We start from the raw sequence: 19365 nt of genomic DNA, 5'->3' as shown, positions 1-19365 counted from the left end.
AATCAGATCACCTTTATTTTTAATCTATATAACCTTAAATGTCGCTGTTATCGTGTACATGTTTCGTTCAGCTTACAGATCAAAACATCTTCGTCAGAGCTTCCTGTTATGCCTCTGCAAAAAGGGCATCGTACGCAGGACAAGGCAGCTTCTCCAGGAATTCTATTAACGCCGGTGGCTGCTGGGCATAGATATCCTTCAACGACGTTCCGTTATAGATGTTGCCAATCACGACAGGATGGCATAACTCACAGATGAGAATATCCCCGTTGCCATGCAAGTGCAGCTGTTTCGTGCCATCCACGCAATTAGAGAAATACACGCCAGGTTGCTCCCGCAAATTCAACTGTTCAGCGAACCGGTCCATACAGGTGAAATAGAGCGTTGTATCTGGCTTTCTATTTTCAATCAGCTCCGTTACAGATCGAATGAGGGACTCTTTGGATACAATCTGGCTCCAGTCGGTATGCGGCATTTTAATGCTGTTCTGGATCTCATGGATGCGCACACCCAGATCATACACCTTATCGCTAATGTCCTGCATGTTCGCTTGGTTCCCTTCAAACAGTAACGTTTCCAGCACCGTCTCCAGACCGGCTTCCGTACACAATCGGATATTCTGCTCCAGTCTCTCATACATGCGAGGGTGCACACGGTAGTACGCAGCATACGACTCCGCATCTGTATAATTAAACGAGATATGAATGTTGGACAAGCCTGCATCACGCAATGCAAGAATCCGTTCTTCTGTCAGCAGACTGGCATTACTGTTCAATTGTGTATCGATGCCATGTGCCGCACAATACGTCACGATCTCCAGGCAATCCTGGTATTTCAGGGTAACTTCTCCCCCGGACAATCGCACTCGCTTAAGACGAGGAAGCTCACTAATAATACGGATGACTTCCTGACTATCGATGCACGCTCCATCGTCCCGATTGTAGGCGCAGCAGTAGTCGCATTTATAATTGCAGTTCGATGTCACTCCCACCTCAAGCCCTTCCAGCTCATATAAGCCCGGGGTCTCCAGTTCGAGTGATTTATATTTGTTTTTGGCTATCAATTCGTTGTACCTCCTGGTTACTTCACTTAATCCACATTTGGATAACTTGAAGATTATAGCGGATGGCACCTATGTGACGATATGACATTATGTACGTTGGTTTTAAAAAAATAAACCCCATTTCCTTAACGATCAGGAACGGGCCAACACTTGTCATATGATTATTGGATTAAACAATATAGAATCTTTATTGTATGTCACTATTGAGTATAGAAATCTTCTTTTACAATGGCATACATCTTCAGATCCTGATGTTCATTTTTCACCCTCATGTACTTCCTTAAAACACCTTCAAATTGCATGCCGGCCTTTTCCACGACTTTCGCGGAGCCCGTGTTCTTCACTAAACATTGGGCCTGAATTCGTTCTAATCCCACTTCGTCAAATCCAAATTGGATGATTCGTTTCACCACTTCGGTCATGTAGCCTTGATTCCAATATTGATCAGATAACACATATCCCAGCTCAACTCTCCTGTTATCGCTATCACACCCTAGATAATTACAACTACCTATCAGCTTCTTGGTTTGTTTATCTTCAATGCCCCATGGGCCTATTAAATTCACATCATACCGGCTCATGACAAAATCCAAAAAAGCTTTGGTATCTTCTTTGCTCTGATGCGCTTCTCAGGTGGTGAACTCCGAGACAGCAGGTACAACACAATAACTATACATATCGTCCAGATCATCATAGGTAAGAGGCCGGAGTAACGTCCGTTCGGTTTCCAACACAGGAAATGGTTCGAAGAAACATTCAATCGTTTTCATAGATTTGCCCTCCCTGAGATTGTTAAGAAAAGAAATACATAACCGTTCAATCCGCGCTGCATACTCATCTGTTATAAAATCAAGGCCACAATCTGCGTGTCTTCCACTGCCCATCCTGCATCACATATCGGACTCGCACATGCTTTCGCTCTGAATCTCCCTGCCAGAACTCCACCTCTTGTGCATTCACGGCATATAAACGCCATTGAGGTGTAACGACATCGGGATCACGTTGGATGCGTTCTTTCTGAGCTTCAATGGCACTATCCAGCACTTCCTCACTATCCAAAACCTCACTCTGATGCCCTGTCATGGCAACTGCTCGCGCTCCAGCTGAACGTTTGCGGAAATCATCAGCGCCCGCTTGATCTCCCTGATCCTCAGCAACTCCCTTTATCCGAATCTGTCTTCCAAGTGATGGCCAGTAGAAGGTGAGCGCCACATGAGGGTTCTCCTTCAACTGCTGCCCTTTTCGGCTCTCCGAACTGGAGGCAAAATAGAACGTTTCGTCGATTACGTTTTTCAAAATCAACACCCTCGCATCAGGATAACCATCGTGATCCACGGTGGAGATCGTCATGGCATGAGGTTCTTTCACTTCGTTCTCAACCGCCAATCTCAACCACTCCAAAAATAGCTTCCCTGGCCGTTCCAGCAACTGCCCCATATCCCACGTTGGAAATGGTCCAGATAAAGACTTCAAATGTTGTAGCAGTTCAATGGGTTGATTACTCATGTCATCGCCTCCGCCTTCTATTTTATACCAATGTATTACATTGGTATCTATGAGTTTGTTCATCCTTTCCTGATTAAGTCGACTTATCAGCTCTGGATCTAATAAATAACTACTCTAGATGACTTAACACATTTGCACTGCTAATTCTCCAACCATACCTTCCCTTTTCAACGGTATGTACACTGGCGTTGTCCATGGGATAGAATTTGGACTTATTGCTCCATTCCTTCTTCTCAAGCAGATAATACAGGATGTTAATCACTCCGCCGTGAGTAATTAACAGAACATTGGACTTGAGTGTATTCTCCTCTAAGCTTCTGAAAAGACTCTCGAAAGCAGTGCTTATCCGGCTATAAAAATCTCTTGGACTTTCTCCTCCCGGAAAAGGAGAATCCATCTCAAGGGTGTTGAAATACACTCCTGGGTAATGAACTTCTGCATCCTTATGAAGCATACCTGCCAACTCTCCGTTATTCATCTCCCTCCATTCTTCCATGAAGATCGCCTGCATGTTTAATTTCTTCTCCAATTCCCGTGTTGTCTGTGCAGCACGAGCAAGATCACTGCTCATGATGCTATGTATGTCATACTCTTCAGCATGAAGATGCAAATACTCTCCCAGCCTCTTCGATTGATTGATCCCCTGTTCCGTGAGTCCACGCTCACTCCATCCGCCTCGATAGCCTTCCTCATCCATCCCATGCCTTACCAGATAAATTTTCAAGGATTTCTCCTCCTTTTCAGATTCCACTGCAACAGATTCCTTAACATATATCGATACTTTTACAGCTGCTCTCAATGGAAACAAAAAAACGATCTCAGATAGCTTCTATCCAAGATCGGGCATTTCCTGCGATCCATTTATCTTACAAAAGTGTTATGAACTCGTTCCGACTTGATAAAGTAAGGAATCCAGATGGCACAAGTGAGTATCGATTTACCTATATCTCTTAACGAGCTTCCATCCTCAAGTTCTCTTGCCATTGGAATCTGGAGCAGCAACAGATAATCAATGATACTCACGGCCAGACTGACGCTATAAAACATGATCATAAGACGAGGAAAGATTGATTTTTTACTATAAAAAGCAATGATCGTATAAATGCCAAACACTAAAAAGAGCACGTTATATACCGTTTCAAAAATAACGACCGGTCCCCATAGCGGGTGATAATATTCAGATTGCTTCGAAGTTAGCAACTCCCAAGTCTCTGTTGTAAGTGTGGGCAAACAATACAGAACCAATTGGAGTGCAAGGAAAATCACTGTAAGAAATAATCCGATCTGGACGAGAATCAGCCAACCACCCAAGCCCGATACGCCTAGTGGACGGTAATCTGTTTTTTGCTCTGGAATATGTGGTTCCACTTGCTAACACTTCCTTAACCATTTTAGTTTTTTAGTTTTTCAGAGATGAGTCTTCCACGTAATCGTACTCATGCAAATCAAATCTACGGGTACTGCTTTCCCCTTACTACACGTGCGTTGTATGTATTCTCACACCCTTCTTATAGCTACCTCTCCATCCTCCTCTTATATAGAATTTTACACAACTTCCTTATTGTACTACGTGTGTCAAGGACAAACCCTCTATTTCAAAAACACCGTACTTATACACCGTGAAAGCCAAAGAAGACCTTCGCTATACTTCCGCCATGTTCAGTTTAGTACGTGCACGTCATAATCCTCTTATACAGATGCAGATGGTGACTCAGCATTTGACTACAAAGGAGGATATGGATATGTCCAATCCCAAAGTAAACCTTTTGCCTTTTGCCGATATTTCAAATTATGTCGAAGGCTTCGATATCGTTTCCACCCAGTGGGGCGGGGATGGCCTTGTCTATGTGCTGTTGATGAATCAGATTCCCGAAAGAAAACGAGGTATGTTCGTCCAAAGTAAATTTAATCAAAGCTATACGTACAAAGTTCTTATTGTGACTGATCAAACTATCGAGGAAATTGTCATCTGGGGGCAGACATTCAATTATCATTACGTACAACCCTTACATGATCATCTGCTGCTGGTCGGAGCACGGTGTGCGAATTATGGGAATGAACAGGTTGATCTGAACGCCAAAGTGTGTGATTTAGACGGAAATACCATTCGCGAGTTTTTGTTGGGAGACGGTATTCAGAGTGTACAGGTCACCGAAAAGGGAACGATCTGGACTAGTTACTTCGATGAAGGGGTATTTGGTAACTACGGATGGAGCGATCCGATTGGATCATGTGGTCTGCTGGCCTGGGATGAGCATGGGAATAAACTATATGAAAATCATGAAGCTGACATTGCGGATTGTTACGCACTCAATGTGGTGAATGAGAAGCAGGTTTGGTTCTACTTCTATACCGATTTCGAACTCGGTTGTATCTCAGGGGGCACCCGTGAACCCAACGTTACATTCATGAATCCAAACATCTCCGGTTCCTCCGGCTTCAGTACGGATGGTTATCATTTTTTGTTCGATGCCGGGTATGGTAAACATGGGACGTTTGTGCTTAAGAAGATGGAGAAGCCCGAAAGATTCAGCAAGGGGCAGAGAGTTGATTTACTAAATGAAGATGATAAGCCCTTCAAGCAGGCAAGGCAGGATTTTCGCCAACATCGTCTGCTACTCAGTGAAGGTAACTTGTTGTATCGGGTAACGATGGAGGAGATTATTTCAGCTTCTGGTTTGGATTAGCAGAGTATTCTGAAGAGGGTTACTTCTTAAACGTTAATCCCTCTTCTTCTAAAGCGCTTCGCAGTTTGGGTATGGCAGATGGTCCGATTCCATGGAGTTTCAGGATCTCTTTTTCCGTGTACTCTGCAAGTTGCAGTAGTGTCGCAATGCCTTCATTCTCCAAGGCACGTCTGGCGGGAGCTGACAGCAAGGCTAGAAATCCATCTGTCGGTTTACGTTCAGCTTCGCACGTCGGGCAGGTTGGGTAATCACTTTTTTTATAATATGAATGTCCTTGTTCGCATGTCCTGAGTGTTCCTTTATCGTTTACCATATGGGCATCTCTCCTTACTCATTAATTTCCCAACCAATTCTTAACATCTAAAATCATGATCAATTCACCGAGCTGTAATTCATTACACAGTTTTTCAAAATTTAAATTATATTGAGTATCGTTCATATGTTATCGCCTTTCATTTTGTATTGATCATATTCCTCGCCTTGGACAGGACATCCTCATTTGGGCTATTTGTCTGAATTAAAGATTACATTCCGTGCTCGGCAAAAACGCTGTCCAATTGCTGTACAATACCTTCGGATTTCTCATACAGTTCGGAGGCAACATCGCCTTATCCTTTAGCTTCTTCTCGCAGCATATGAGCCAGTTGGTACATCTCCGCAATGTCATGTCTGTTCTGTTCCTGGAATCTTCGGATTGCCTCGTCGATCTCTACCACTTCCACCGCAACCACCTGCTCGCCATCCTCTGGATTCAGTGGATCACCGACAAGTTCAACGTCTCCATATCCGATGATTCGCACAAAATGGGGATGCGGGATATGCGGTCGATACGGTTCCAACGCACTGGATGTACAGCGGAATTGGCCAAAGATCTGATAGGAACGCATTTCAGCCCCAAGTTCCTCCATCAGTTCACGCTTCAGTCCAGCCATATACGGCTCACCTGCTTCAAGCGTCCCCCCAGGCAGCTCCCAGTCTCCATTATCCAGTTGAAAGACGACACATTGATCCCCGACAAATGGAATGATGCTAATATTGCTCACCAGCTTTTCATCCACGATGTCGTTTAATCTGAACTCTGCCTCAACAATGCCCCAATGAATCGACGTACTCAGTGCCGGGAATTGTTCTGCATTCAAGCTGCTCATCCGCATCCGTTCCTCTCTATGTAAAATAAAATCTCTCACCTATATACTTCTCTCCCAATTATAGATGAAAACGAAGAAAGAAGGCCACCTTCCCACCGGGAATACATGACCTTCTCGTCCTTAACCACATCAGATCGTTCCGTTCCTGACAAACTCACCTAATCGTCTAATGCTGCACCAGTTTTCCCTTTTCCAAAAAAAGAACCCGGCTACAGAGCGGCAAAATCCGCTCATCATGCGTAACCATCACTGCACTCTTGCCCTGCTCTTTCACGAGCCGCGCAATCATGCCTACGATATCCAGCCCGCGCTCTGCATCCAGACTGGCTGTCGGTTCATCCGCGAGCAGGACAGCCGGATCGTTCATCAAGGCCCGTGCAATAGCGACCCGCTGACGCTCCCCACCAGACAGCTTCTCCGTATATGCCTTCCGCCGATGGGTCAGCCCTACGGTATCCAATAGCTCATCTACTCGTTTCTCCGCCTTGTTTTTATCCGTTCCGGCGAGCTTCGCGACCACCATCAGTTGTTCTTCTACTTTCAGATAAGGAATGAGGTTGGCACTTTGAAATATAAAACCAAGCTGTTGAAGCCGTACATCAGATATGTCTTGTTTACTTTTGCCCATAATAGAAGACCCGTCCAGCAGAACCTGTCCTTCCGTTGGTTCAAGAAGTGCGCCAGCAATGGACAGGAATGTACTTTTGCCAGAGCCGGAAGGCCCCATCACAGCTACAAGTTCCCCTTCGGCCACCTCAAGGTCGAGCTTATTCAGAATCGTGCGTTTACTGCTACCATCTTCAAAGGTCTGGGTAATTCCCTGTAATACCAATCGGTTTCTCATGCTGCTGTCCTCCCAATCGCATCAAGCGCATCAATTTTGGTAACCTTCCACACTGAAAATAATGAACCCGCCATAGACATCAGGATGAACAATACGCAGGTTAAGGCAAGCGTGGATAAGCCTAATTGAAATGGCATTGATGCTGGCAAGATGGACTCAAACAGTCGAACCAACAGTACGCTAATGACCAAACTGCCAACCGATAGAATGAACACTTGTAACGAAACACTACCCGCCAGATATCCATTCCGCGTTCCGATCGCTTTCAATATGCCGAACTGACTTGTTTTCTGAATCGTGATGACATAGAAAAATACAGCAAGTACAAACGCTGAGATGACATATAGAAAAGCGATCATCATAAGCAACGATCCCTGCTCTTCCTTATATCCAGGAATGGCCGATACGGCATCCGACTTCGTGATGACTTCCGTATTAGGCATTGCAGCACTTAGTTCGTCTACCTGCTCACCCGCGTCCTTTACCGCAATGGCATTGTATATCGGAGCATTAGCATTGGTGTCGGCCGAACCTTGTGTAGTCCGTGTCCCTCCTTGAAGCGTAAGCCATTCTTCTTCATTCAGGAACACGACCGGAGAGTGACTGAAAGACTCATTTTGTACAAATCCGCCAACGGTCCACTTCATCCCGGAAGCTTGATCGACCAGAACGGTGCCAATCGTCACACCGGATTCAGCTAACTTATGATCCACCACAACCTGCCCGTTGGTCTGATCCGTAATCGGAGTTCCTTCGGTAACCGCTGGAGCAAGCCAGCCTTCCGGATTCACCATGAACAACGTGACATCGATCTTTTTCGTGTCGCCCATTGGACTGACGGTTGTCATTTTCACACCGAGTGGCTCAGCGTTCTCTTGCCCCACTACGGAGCGAGCTTGATTAAGCTGATCCTGATCCACTTGTGACCGGGTAAACCGATGATTCGAATCCTGTTCCATCACAAAGTGGGTTGCTGCCATATTTTTGACCGAAGCTGCGTTATCATACGCCAGCCCCTGTGCAAGACCTGTAACAAACAGTACCAGAAATGAAACCAGTACCATGATTGTAGCAATTAAGGCATACCGCCCTTTGGCATACCTCATTTCCCGAATAGCCAAGTACATGTTGTGTGACCTCCCTCTTGATAACCCAAGTATAAGAGGCGAAAATGAACGGAAAATGAATAACAGATTACATCTGCGGAAGGGTCACGGTAAAGACCGTACCCTCAGTCGAACTGGCAACCTCAATTGTACCGTCATGGATTCGGATAATTTTCTGCACAATGGCAAGTCCAAGCCCGGTTCGGCCGGAAGAACGTTCCCGCGCACGGTCCACCCTATAGAATCGATCAAACAGGAAAGGCAGATGCTCCGCAGCAATCCCGTCCCCTGTATCCCGAATCTGAATCACACACTGGTTATCCATCTGCTCGGCATGAATCTCGATGCTTCTTCCTTGTGGAAGGTGATTCACCGCATTACCGAGAAGATTCATCCAGACTTGCATGAGCAGCACTTCATTGCCAATCAGCTGGATGGATTCGGGCACCGAAATCCGAAGTAGCAGTTCTTTTTCTTCCAGTTGCCATTGCAGCACCTGAACCGCTTGCCGGAACTGGTCTCGCAAAGAGAACTTTACTTTGGTCAGATCTTCGTTGCCTTGTTCAAGAGAGGACAGAAGAAGCAGCTGCTTGCTCAACAAGGAGAGGTGACGGCTCTCCTCCTCAATGATCGACGCATAGTGCTCCCGTTCCTGTTCAGGCAGATCCCGATCTGCCACTAATTGGGCAAACCCCTGAATGGATGTCAACGGCGATTGAATCTCATGGGATACATTGGATACAAACTGCTGCCTCGCCTGATCGACCCTCTCCAATTCACGACTCATGGTCATGAAATGCTGGGCCAATTGTCCAATCTCGTCACGCCGTGCGGTAGGCAGTTTCAGATTATACTTTCCTTGTGCAATCCGCTTGGTCGCCTCGGACAGACGTTCAATCGGATTGACCAGATATCGGGTACTGATCAGAAAGATCAGAATACTAATGCCTATGGTAAATGCGCCAATCAGTGCAAAAAAGATACGCAGCTCACCGAACTGCAGAATTACATCCGGGCGCATAAAGAGAGCGTAATTGGTATTGCCCAACTTTAGATGAACACCCACGGTGTTACTTAATTGATTATCGAAAAACCCGGTAATGAACGGTTTGCTTGGAAACTGCGCGACACCGTGGTACACTTCACCCCGCAGCACCAGTTCTACAGCTTGTTTGTCCAGATCTTTCTCTCGGAATTCGCGGCCGTAGAATCGGTCATTTTCCTTTCCATCTGTCACATAGATTTCGTATCCGAGTGCGGCGGCATTGTTCAGATACTGCTCCATCGTCCCAGGTTGCTGCTCCACAAATTGCTTCATTTGCGTTGCAATGCCCACCAGCTTCTCATCATTGAAATCCTTGAGCTTGGCATGATAGTAGATATTCGACAAAAGGAAACCGAGCATGCCGCTGACCACAATCACCGCCACCGTAATGAGGAATACCCGGACGTACAACGTTCTCAAGGTGCTTTCACCTCCATCTTGTAACCAATGCCCCGGACCGTTTGGATGACGAAATCCTCCGTATAATCGGCAAATCGATCGCGCAACCGCTTGATGTGTACATCAACAGTGCGGTCATCTCCTTCGTAATCTGCTCCCCAGACAAGTCGAATGAGTTCATCCCGAGAGAACAAACGTCCCGGAAACTGGGCAAGCTGTGAGAGTAATTCAAATTCCTTCATTGGTAAAAATAGAATGGATTGCCCGTCCGTAACCTCCACATTATTACGGTCAATGACGATTCGATTCATGCGGATGATATCGCTGGATGTGCGATGGTACCGACGAAATAACGCCTTTACCCGATAGACTAATTCTTCCGGTTCAAACGGCTTGGTCACATATTCATCCGTTCCTTTCAGATAACCGTCTCGCTTGTCAGATAGCTGATCTCGTGCCGTCAGCAACATAATTGGAATATCATAATGCTGCCGAATGTAATCACATAACTCCAATCCGTCCATGCCTGGCATCATCACATCTAAGATTGCCAGATCGATCGGTGTTTCTTGCATCAGTTTGACTGCTTCCAGTCCGTCCTGCGCTTCATGAACCCGATAGCCTTCCTTGGTCATGACATGCCGCAGGAGTGCTCGAATATTCGCATCATCGTCTGCCAGCAGCAGATGTTTCATATCGTTATCCGCCCTTCTATGTAGCGAGAACATCTCACTATGATCCTGCACAGATGGTAGCACAAAAGCAATCTCATTCGCCAGCACGTGCATGGAGATACCTTGGTATGTTTACATTTCCTTAAATCTGGTTGACACTACTATGAGGCGCAACTATAATAAAACCATAACATATGAACGAACGCTCATATATTCATTTGTTAGTGAGTAACCTTTGCTAAAGATTCATTTATAGCCACACTAGAAATCATATTACATAACGGAGCTTCGCTCCAAAGGAGAGGATTTAATATGTCTGGACATCAACACAGTCATAACCATGGGCACGATCACGCTCACACCACCAATAACAAAAAAGTATTATTGTTTTCCTTCATTATTATTACCGTCTATATGATCGTTGAAGCCATTGGTGGATTTATTACCAACAGTCTCGCACTTATTTCGGATGCAGGCCATATGTTGTCCGACTCCATTGCACTCGGGATCGCTTTGCTGGCGTTCACGTTTGGTGAAAAAGCCGTGAATACCGGCAAAACATACGGATACAGAAGATTTGAAATTCTGGCTGCCACGTTAAACGGAATTACGTTAATCGCCATTGCGCTCTACATTTTCTACGAAGCCATTGGTCGATTCATTAACCCGCCAGAAGTCGCAACCGTAGGCATGTTAATCATCAGCGTCATCGGATTGCTCGTCAATATTCTGGTAGCCTGGATCATGATGCGTGGTAGCGATACGGAGAATAACCTGAACATGCGCGGTGCTTATCTGCATGTCATCAGTGACATGCTGGGATCGGTTGGAGCCATTGCTGCGGCATTGCTGATGATGTTCTTTGGCTGGGGTTGGGCCGATCCACTGGCGAGTGTCATTGTCGCGGCACTGGTATTGCGTAGTGGGTTCTATGTCACCAAATCATCTCTGCATATCTTGATGGAAGGTACTCCGGCCAATGTGGATGTGAATGAGCTGGTGCAGACCATCAAACAAGTGGATGGTGTCAAAGGCGTACACGATGTGCATGTCTGGTCCATTACGAGTAACCTGAACGCACTGACTGCTCATATCGTCGTAGATGGAACGATGGATGTGTATGCATCCGAGACCCTGGTTCAGAAGATTGAACATATGCTGGAGCATAAAGAAATCAAACATGTAACGCTCCAAGTGGAGTCTGAGAAACATCTGCATGACACCTCGGTACTATGCACTGTCAAAGGCGACGCACCTGATGCCCACGCGCATCATCACCATTAAGATGAATAGCTGTAAATAAAAACAGGACTTATTCCCGGTAGTGGAATAGTCCTGTTTTCATTTTCCACGTAACTTTAATGCCTTTCAGGTGTTATGTAATACACATAGCATTATCGAATTAACCGGTTTTACACCGTCATTTTCTTAATATAACGAGGAGGTTATATCTACTCATGGGAAACTTCCGTAAGTTCATTTCAGTGATCCTTGTACTGGTAACGCTTCTTCTATTTCTTAACTACCAGGAGCTAAGAGAAAACAATAGACTACAAAACATCATCATCAATGGTATATATAATTGTCAAACCGACTGCGACAGAATTACTTTGAAGGAATAGAAAGGGGTAATAATCATGACAAATAGACCATTTTTCCCGTCTCTTCTGCTCTTCCTTCTTCTCACAGCCTGTGCTTCAGAAGCTCCTGCTGAAAATCATGATACTGAAGTTATCCTAACAAATGAAGCTTTGCCCATTATTACGAATGTTGAGACTAACTTTCCCGAAAAAGAAGGTTGGATTATACTTCCTACTGATAGCACAGAGATAAATATCACAGTAGAGGCGACCAACGCGGAAACACTTCTTTTCTGGGCCGTTCCAACAGGAACAGAGACTTGGGGAGAAAGAGAACTGATCGGATACGATACCAATGAGAACGATGGTTGGAAAATAACTTGGAATATTGCGGGTAAGTCTGTGCATCACCACATGACTGTTCAAGCATTAGGGAGTGACGGTAAGACTATTACAGATAAGACAATAAATATTACGAACGAGTAAGATCGATTTAAATCATTTAATTAACGAAAATATTTTTTTGATAAAGGAACCGCCCTACCCCAATAACTATTATCTTAAGTGGGACTCCATTATTTTTGTATATAAGTTATCTCTGAAATAAATGAAGAACGATTGGAGATGAATACAAATAGAGACTTTCACTAAAGGAGAGTCTCTTTTGTATTCCATATTTGTATTTTACTGAGCAACTATTTCGCTGCGGATAACAAGTTACACCCACATGATTTACCCGTTAAGCTGTGTCATCATTTCTTTCATATAACGTGTTCCATGAACCTCATTTTGAGGACTTACCTTTTCAATGCGAGCTAAGTCATCGGGTGTCAGTTCAATTGTTACAGCGTTCGCATTTTCCTCCAAATAGTTGATTCGTTTCGTTCCCGGAATCGGCAGTGCGTTATTAGCTATTGTCCAGGCTAAAGCCAATTGTGCAGGAGTACACTCCTTCTCCATCGCGATCTCTTTGATTTTATCCACAACTTCTATATTTTTGGCAAAATTTTCTCCTTGGAACCTCGGCATATATCTGCGCAGATCATTAACATGCAAATCTTCGAATTTCCGTATCTCACCTGAGATAAATCCTCTGCTTAATGGACTGTATGCAACATGTGTAATATTCAGTTCTCTCGCAGTAGGCAGAATCTCGTCCTCAATATCCCGGCTCCACAGGGAATATTCGCTCTGCAACGCAGAAATCGGATGAACGGCGTGTGCCCGGCGTAAAGTGGAAGCCGATGCTTCCGACAAGCCAAGGCAGCGGACTTTCCCCTCTTTAACCAAATCAGCCATTGCGCCGACAGTTTCCTCAATCGGAATCTGAGGATCTACCCTGTGTTGGTAGTACAGATCAATATAGTCGGTGTCCAGCCGGTGAAGACTTGCTTCTACAGCCTTTTTCACGTAATCTGGATGACCATTCAACGTCTCATAGTTCGGGGTGTACGCAAATTTGGTAGCAATAATCGCCTGATCGCGACGACCCTTCAGCGCTTTCCCCAGTAGTTCTTCATTATGACCATTACCATACACGTCAGCTGTATCTAGCAGTGTAACGCCAATCTCCAGCGCATGATGGATGGTCTTTATTGACTCCTCATCATTGGTTTCTCCGTACATCCCTGGAGACATGCCCATTATTCCCAATCCAATCGAAGATACGACGATATCGCTATTTCCCAGCACTCTTTGCTTCATTTCTCCATCTCTCCGTCCGTTAGTATTAGTCTAGTCTTTGCCGATGCTTTCCATTTGGTCTAGCAGCTTGCTTTCTGAAGGAAGCTTTCCTGTCTCTATGTCTTCATAGATCGTCAATTTGTTATCCACCGCTGCAAGTGCCTCGGCAATTTCACTTTGGCGGCGATGTAATTCCTCTTTATATTCGTGAAGTATCGCTTTCCGTTGTGGAATTGTTGAATCACCATCCAGCGCCAGACTAACCATATGTTTCAATGTAGATACCTTCATACCCGTTGCCCGGAAACAAGACATCAATCTCATCCAATCCAAATGTTCTTCCTCGAACATCCGATTTCCATGTTGATCCCGCCTAATGTAAGGGAGTAGTCCCTCCTTCTCGTAATAACGAATTTTATGTGCAGGACAACCCAGCCGCTCCGAAGCTTCTTTTATCGAAAAAGCCATAATGCTGACTCCTCCTTTATGTTCATTTTTGGATGCATTTGGCCGGTTCTTTTACATCCTAAAGCTTCATGTTCACATTAAGGCAAGCACAAATTTCAAAAAAATAATTCAACTGATCACTATTTTCAACAAATGCAGGACATAACACACGCTTCAGTACTGGGAAGTAACGATTAGAGGAGATATGCCGAGAAGATCGGTGAAAGCAGAAATACGGAGGAAAAGAACCTGGAGATGCTGGGGTTGTTTCACTTACTTCAATCGTTGGGTGTCATAGAGTGCCCGGGCTTGATCAAAATTCAATTGTTCCTTGTAGGCGGATACACACGTATGGCGCACTTGCCACCTTTTCCTTGATCCGATACGATATCGTTTAGTCTGAACTAAGGCATTCCGTGATAGCTGTAGAAACTTTGCTTGTTCAGAGTTCCTCACATAATCGCTTCCATCCATCCCATGCCTTCAAGTATTCAGGCAGATCATCAGGATGATGTTTGTTACTCAGCCCAATTCGGCAATAGAGATGAACCAGAGCTTCCTCGATCAATCTGGATTTGTCCATTTCCACCTGTTCCAGAAGTTCAAACGCAGCAAATAAGGTTTCGGTGTTGATATCATCCGGCGAGGAGCTAAAAGCATACAAGAAATCATAGAGAATAGGTCCAACCATTGGAGAAGGGTCAATAACGCCGATGAGTGCATTTTGATTGTATACAAAATTATGAACCCCCGTATCGCCATGCAAAAGAAACTTCTCTTCTTCCTCGAGAAACAGGCGATCCACTTTGGATTGAACCAGATGATAATCATCTGTCGTTAAAATACTTCCGATATTCATCTTCGCTTCATGAATGCTAATCTGATTGAATTCTTTCCATGTCCTCTGCGAGAACTCCATTCTGCCCCATGATTTCGTATCTGTAGAACGCACATAGGTATTGAACAGCTCTTTCACCAGACGAGTTAACCATTCTTTCTTCAGTCCACGGTTGAAATGGGTTGTGCCTTCAATATAGGAGTAAATTAGATAAGTGTGGTCCTGAGCAGTCAACAAAACTTCAGGCAATAACGAAGAATTCTTATACGTCTCCAAAAACTGCTGGGCGATGTGAATCTGTTCGGGTTCATCTGATTTCAGAATATAATGCTTATTCAGACTTGTACTCAACCGATAAACACATCCAGCGGTGGTACCTGACAAACGTTGAATTTCAGTGATCACTTCGTTGATATGATGTATCTTGAATAAGTTATTGATCTCATTTACCGTTGGATTGATTAACATATAGTTCTCCTCATATAACTAGGATCTTGATTCATTTGATAGACATAAGGTGAGGTTAGATTCCAATTGCACAGGAAGTTATCTTTCAAAATGGGCTCGTTCTTCTTGTTTGGAGCTAAAAATATAATCCGGATACTGGTTTGCCATGGTTGGAAGCTGATCCTCGGGGAAAAACTGCAGATCCTTCATCTCTTCATTATCGGGCGTGAGTTGCCCAGATTGGATCCTGCATTCAAATACGATAGTCAAATATTCGACCTGATGACCGTTACGGTATGTAAACCGTCTCGCTTCACCTCCGTATACTCCGATAATCTTCTCGGGTCCAACGACCAGACCTGTCTCTTCCAGTGCCTCTCTCGCCATCGCTTGCGCTGGTGTCACCAAGCTCGATGGCTCCAGCAATTAACCCCCAGGTTGATTCGTTATGTTTACGACCGAACAGGATCTCCCCTTGTTCATTTCGAATAATCCCAGCGACACCCGGCATAAAAATAAGCTCATTGCCGATCTTTCCCCTGAGGTTTTTGTAATAGTCTGACATGCCCATACAGGTCTACCTCCTGTCTTTTATTTTCTAAATTCCTTTCCATGAATGATCCACTGTACGGCATCCCAAATATCCTCTGCGATATAATCAGGTTCGGTCTCCGCCCATTTGTCTCTGAATTTCGTTAATGAAGACTCTCCCCAGCCTGTTCTCACCATGATCTTGGTCGCTCCTACGGCATGGGCAGCAAGCATGTCTGTATCTCCCACATCTCCAATAACGATGCATTTGGATAAATCCAGACCGTGTTCCTCGGAAGCTTGCAGTAACATTCCGGGTTTCGGCTTTCGGCAACTGCATTCTTGCTCATGTGGACATATATAGGAATGATCGAATCCATACTCGCGAAATTGCGCTTCAAAATCCTGAACACTTGCTTCTCCACGTGAGATTCGATATTGATTCGTAAACGCCAGTACCATAATTCCTTCTCGTTTCAAACACATAATGGCTTCTTGAGCATTGGGGTATAATCTGAAATCTCTCGGATGAATAAAATGTCCTGTACCACCGATGGTTCCATCTCTGTCTATAAAAACAGCTTGTACATTCCCATTTGCTTTCAGCATGTCTGTTCCTTTCCGAGAACATATTATTGGATCTCTCGCCTCTGATCTAAAATTATTTCCCTATACTTTCTCATCAATTATATGCTTGCGATCATCTTGCTGCTTATGGTGTTGCTGTTTTTTGATTTCAGTTTTAAGATAGTGTACTTCTTTAATTAATGCGTCCAACTTTTTCGATGTTTTGGATGAATCTACGGCATACCGTATGATTGCCGCAAAGATAAGAACTACAATAATACTTATAATTGAGATCACTATAGCCCAGATAAATTCGAAAATGGTGTCCAACTCCTTGCTGTCAAAAAACTAAATTGTAAAACTCTTCTGAAAACCAAAACCATATAAACCCCAGGATCACCATAATGGTGCCTAGGACTTTTAATATAATTTCGATATGTTTAGGGATATCACTATTTTCCCTTACTGAATTCCCGCCGTACCAAACGTATTTTCAATGGCATATTTATAACTATCCCAATCAAAAAAGAATGGGCCCACCTGCAGTTTCTTGTCATTCAATATGAAATCTCTCCAGATCACCACATCATCTTCTCTATCAATCTTCACAGAAATAAACCCACATTCTTCATCCCCACACCAGGGACATACTAAAATCGGATATCTATCATACATGGATTCATGTGGCTTTTTAAGTAAAAAATAATCAATAAGAAGTCTTTGATATTCATTGCTTCCCCATCCGAGACAAGGTATCAATTCATGTTTTTTCAATCTTTGATAGAGCGATGTACCATCAATTATGATGTCAGCAAATCTCGTATTTTTATTCCCATCCTGTTCAGGATCGAACTCATCGTATCTAGAACCTAATTTGGTTTCTATGGTGCTAATTTTCACTATTTTCCCTCCATATTCAGCCTCTTGGCCCTCTCTCATTCTTGCTCCACCAGAATGTCAGCACATCGAACAATTAGCTCAGGCATATTCTCTCCATCAAATAGAACATGAAGCTCATATCCGTTATCGATCCGGTACAGCTCCTGATACAACCAGTAAGTGCCTACAATCCCACCGTCTTGCTTGATGATTTCAGGTGCAACCAGCGTAAGTTTATTTATATTGGTGAAGCCCCCGCGGGTGTCAAAACGAATGAGCACTTCATCCCCTGTCAGTAGTTGCGTCACTGTACAATCATGAAATTGAACCCGGTTACGAATTTCATCCGGAATATCCTGTGCTATAATGACTTCCCGGTATTCATCCGATACACGCTCCATCTCTCTCCTATTTTCGGCGCTCTGTTTCTGTAGCTGTAGCATAACTTCTCTCGTACAGTAGCCCAACGTAAACACACGGATATCCGCAATTTGTTCAACAATTTTCTGTGGCAAATTCTCTGCCTTATATCGAAAATTCCATTCCATTGATTCTTTGTACTCTTCCTTGCATTTCTTCTCATCAAACGGAGGGCGTACATCATATTCTGCAATAAGTTTCTCGATATGCGCTCTTTGTTCCGGAGGCATGCGAAATACCATCTGATCCTCTTCCGTTATCTCTTCCCCGCTAAAAGCTTTCTCTACACGAGTCATGACCTGACCATCATGCTCCAGCATGAAACGCGGGTCCAAGTTATATAGCTCTCGCTCCTGCTCCACATGCGCTTTTTCCTTTCGTTTATATAGCCTTAAAAATAGATTCTCATCGAACTCATACGCTCCGCTATGTACTCTTATACCAAAATGAAGATGTGTCTGCTGACACAGCTCATACCATTCTTTCGTTAAATATCTCATATGCACCTCTCCTGCTGATTTTTAGAATCTACTTTGCGATTGAAGCGTAAAGCTTTTTTATTTGTGACGAGAAATTAGCTGCACCTGGAATATGTGTGCGTTTAAAAAACGCTGTTAATTGTTTAGGATGATTTTTGACCATATCATATTCAATGATGGTGTTAGCGATAACAGATCTCGTAAAACCTAATACCTCGACCACTTCAGATCGATCTCCTGCCTCAAGCTCCTCGCCTTCTGAAAATTCTCCATCTGGATCATCTTCCAACTGTTCACTGAATGTTAATCGAGCTAGAACATAGGACATGATATGGTCCTTGTCTCTGTCCATCTGCTCCATGATCCACTGTATACACTCTTCTTCGGTTGGAGCCGAAACACCGAAACCCACTAGTACATATTTCCGTTCTTTAAATGAATCCATCAGCAACGATGCTTCGAAACTGGCATGCTCGACAAATTGGACCTGAGGTTTAAGATGAATGATTTCAGCTGTTACCTGTGTATACCAATCACTCGTTAGAAATTGCTCTATGGTTTGCATCGCTACGCCTCCCCTATCTTCAGCCTTAACCATTCCTTATACTCAACAGACGCACGGGTCTACGCCAAGGTTTGAAAAAATCTGTGTTTTATCTCTTTGTCGTTCCGCGCCGCCCATTCATGCACAGCTTCTACGCCTGCAGACTCCTGACCTCTTTGAAAATAAAAACATAGATCCATCGGCACTAACCGTTTACCATAGAGTTTGATGCCAATCCGTCTGTAATTCATATAAATACACTCAATCTGAGATGCATCATATCTCTGATGTTTCGTAGAAATCACATGATCGCTTTCCAGCGTAATACTGGGTTTAGTGAAAAATAACCGCCAGATCAGGAAAACGATATAAACCAGAATATAGGTCAATATAGCGATCAGGGAGTACTTCCAAATCCCATTTTTATCGTAAATACCATCCCTGAGGAGTATTGCTTCAATGACCAACATACATAGTA

At 44.1% G+C, this 19365-nt stretch carries 22 protein-coding genes and 2 pseudogenes; 3 read left to right on the top strand and 21 right to left on the bottom strand.

Annotation, left to right across the window (positions count from 1 at the left end; all coding sequences use genetic code 11):
* Positions 1-106: 106 nt before the first annotated feature.
* The 6 genes and pseudogenes from NKT06_RS08090 to NKT06_RS08065 all read right to left on the bottom strand — a co-directional run bounded on the left by NKT06_RS08090 (position 107) and on the right by NKT06_RS08065 (position 3937).
* On the bottom strand, positions 107-1063 hold the full coding sequence (locus NKT06_RS08090) for a radical SAM protein (protein WP_253432365.1): 957 nt from the start codon (positions 1061-1063) through the stop codon (positions 107-109).
* Between the two features lie 200 nt (positions 1064-1263).
* Positions 1264-1674: pseudogene (locus tag NKT06_RS08085) on the bottom strand (GNAT family N-acetyltransferase); the annotation flags it as partial.
* A gap of 18 nt (positions 1675-1692) precedes the next feature.
* Positions 1693-1833, bottom strand: coding sequence for a GNAT family N-acetyltransferase (locus tag NKT06_RS08080; RefSeq protein WP_253432361.1), 141 nt, complete (start codon positions 1831-1833; stop codon positions 1693-1695).
* Between the two features lie 79 nt (positions 1834-1912).
* The gene (locus tag NKT06_RS08075; protein ID WP_253432358.1) at positions 1913-2569 is read right to left on the bottom strand and encodes a pyridoxine/pyridoxamine 5'-phosphate oxidase; all 657 of its coding nucleotides are present in this window, start codon (positions 2567-2569) and stop codon (positions 1913-1915) included.
* A gap of 109 nt (positions 2570-2678) precedes the next feature.
* The gene (locus NKT06_RS08070) at positions 2679-3293 is read right to left on the bottom strand and encodes a histidine phosphatase family protein (protein WP_253432354.1); all 615 of its coding nucleotides are present in this window, start codon (positions 3291-3293) and stop codon (positions 2679-2681) included.
* 137 nt (positions 3294-3430) lie between these two features.
* The gene (locus NKT06_RS08065; RefSeq protein ID WP_253432351.1) at positions 3431-3937 is read right to left on the bottom strand and encodes a DUF2569 domain-containing protein; all 507 of its coding nucleotides are present in this window, start codon (positions 3935-3937) and stop codon (positions 3431-3433) included.
* Positions 3938-4311: 374 nt separating this feature from the next.
* On the opposite strand from NKT06_RS08065, the gene NKT06_RS08060 reads away from it, so the two are divergent.
* Positions 4312-5256, top strand: a complete 945-nt coding sequence (locus NKT06_RS08060; RefSeq protein WP_253432347.1) for a hypothetical protein — start codon at positions 4312-4314, stop codon at positions 5254-5256.
* A gap of 19 nt (positions 5257-5275) precedes the next feature.
* On the opposite strand, the gene NKT06_RS08055 is transcribed toward NKT06_RS08060, so the two are convergent.
* From NKT06_RS08055 to NKT06_RS08030, 6 genes are all read right to left on the bottom strand, one after another.
* Entirely contained in the window at positions 5276-5569 is a 294-nt protein-coding gene (locus tag NKT06_RS08055) for an RNA polymerase alpha subunit C-terminal domain-containing protein (RefSeq protein WP_253432344.1), read from the bottom strand.
* 295 nt (positions 5570-5864) lie between these two features.
* Positions 5865-6443 carry an NUDIX hydrolase gene (locus NKT06_RS08050; protein WP_367399850.1) on the bottom strand — a complete coding sequence of 193 codons (579 nt, stop codon included), beginning with the start codon at positions 6441-6443 and terminating at the stop codon, positions 5865-5867.
* A 127-nt stretch (positions 6444-6570) separates the two neighbouring features.
* On the bottom strand, positions 6571-7248 hold the full coding sequence (locus NKT06_RS08045) for an ABC transporter ATP-binding protein (protein ID WP_253432341.1): 678 nt from the start codon (positions 7246-7248) through the stop codon (positions 6571-6573).
* Positions 7245-8375, bottom strand: a complete 1131-nt coding sequence (locus NKT06_RS08040; RefSeq protein WP_253432337.1) for an ABC transporter permease — start codon at positions 8373-8375, stop codon at positions 7245-7247. Before NKT06_RS08040 ends, NKT06_RS08045 begins: the two co-directional genes overlap by 4 nt.
* A gap of 67 nt (positions 8376-8442) precedes the next feature.
* On the bottom strand, positions 8443-9819 hold the full coding sequence (locus NKT06_RS08035; protein ID WP_253432334.1) for a sensor histidine kinase: 1377 nt from the start codon (positions 9817-9819) through the stop codon (positions 8443-8445).
* Complete coding sequence (locus NKT06_RS08030) at positions 9816-10493, bottom strand: response regulator transcription factor (protein ID WP_253432331.1); 678 nt, start codon at positions 10491-10493, stop codon at positions 9816-9818. The genes NKT06_RS08035 and NKT06_RS08030 overlap by 4 nt, the downstream gene beginning before the upstream one ends.
* A 291-nt stretch (positions 10494-10784) precedes the next feature.
* Here NKT06_RS08030 and NKT06_RS08025 point away from each other — a divergent pair, with 291 nt between their 5' ends.
* Together NKT06_RS08025 and NKT06_RS08020 are read left to right on the top strand one after the other, a co-directional pair.
* Positions 10785-11756, top strand: a complete 972-nt coding sequence (locus NKT06_RS08025; protein WP_253432328.1) for a cation diffusion facilitator family transporter — start codon at positions 10785-10787, stop codon at positions 11754-11756.
* 353 nt (positions 11757-12109) lie between these two features.
* Positions 12110-12538 carry a hypothetical protein gene (locus NKT06_RS08020; protein ID WP_253432325.1) on the top strand — a complete coding sequence of 143 codons (429 nt, stop codon included), beginning with the start codon at positions 12110-12112 and terminating at the stop codon, positions 12536-12538.
* A 246-nt stretch (positions 12539-12784) separates the two neighbouring features.
* Here NKT06_RS08020 and NKT06_RS08015 read toward each other — a convergent pair whose 3' ends face one another.
* The 9 genes and pseudogenes from NKT06_RS08015 to NKT06_RS07975 form a co-directional block, all read right to left on the bottom strand.
* On the bottom strand, positions 12785-13756 hold the full coding sequence (locus tag NKT06_RS08015; protein ID WP_253432321.1) for an aldo/keto reductase: 972 nt from the start codon (positions 13754-13756) through the stop codon (positions 12785-12787).
* A gap of 30 nt (positions 13757-13786) precedes the next feature.
* Positions 13787-14203 (bottom strand): MerR family transcriptional regulator, encoded by a 417-nt coding sequence (locus tag NKT06_RS08010; protein WP_253432318.1) that lies wholly within the window; start codon positions 14201-14203, stop codon positions 13787-13789.
* A 421-nt stretch (positions 14204-14624) separates the two neighbouring features.
* Complete coding sequence (locus tag NKT06_RS08005; protein ID WP_253432315.1) at positions 14625-15488, bottom strand: phosphotransferase; 864 nt, start codon at positions 15486-15488, stop codon at positions 14625-14627.
* 78 nt (positions 15489-15566) lie between these two features.
* Positions 15567-16038, bottom strand: a pseudogene (locus NKT06_RS08000) (NUDIX domain-containing protein).
* Between the two features lie 20 nt (positions 16039-16058).
* Positions 16059-16607 carry an HAD-IIIA family hydrolase gene (locus tag NKT06_RS07995; RefSeq protein WP_253432312.1) on the bottom strand — a complete coding sequence of 183 codons (549 nt, stop codon included), beginning with the start codon at positions 16605-16607 and terminating at the stop codon, positions 16059-16061.
* Between the two features lie 420 nt (positions 16608-17027).
* A complete protein-coding gene (locus tag NKT06_RS07990) occupies positions 17028-17504 on the bottom strand; it encodes an oxidoreductase (protein WP_301289873.1) in 477 nt (158 codons plus the stop codon).
* The gene (locus tag NKT06_RS07985) at positions 17501-18364 is read right to left on the bottom strand and encodes a DUF4085 family protein (protein WP_253432309.1); all 864 of its coding nucleotides are present in this window, start codon (positions 18362-18364) and stop codon (positions 17501-17503) included. The genes NKT06_RS07990 and NKT06_RS07985 overlap by 4 nt, the downstream gene beginning before the upstream one ends.
* 28 nt (positions 18365-18392) lie before the next feature.
* Positions 18393-18908, bottom strand: coding sequence for a hypothetical protein (locus NKT06_RS07980; RefSeq protein WP_253432305.1), 516 nt, complete (start codon positions 18906-18908; stop codon positions 18393-18395).
* 59 nt (positions 18909-18967) lie between these two features.
* Positions 18968-19357, bottom strand: coding sequence for a hypothetical protein (locus NKT06_RS07975; RefSeq protein WP_253432302.1), 390 nt, complete (start codon positions 19355-19357; stop codon positions 18968-18970).
* Positions 19358-19365 lie beyond the last annotated feature (8 nt).

The organism is Paenibacillus sp. 1781tsa1, from assembly GCF_024159265.1.
Lineage (GTDB): Bacteria > Bacillota > Bacilli > Paenibacillales > Paenibacillaceae > Paenibacillus.
This window is presented reverse-complemented; position numbering and strand designations above follow the sequence as displayed.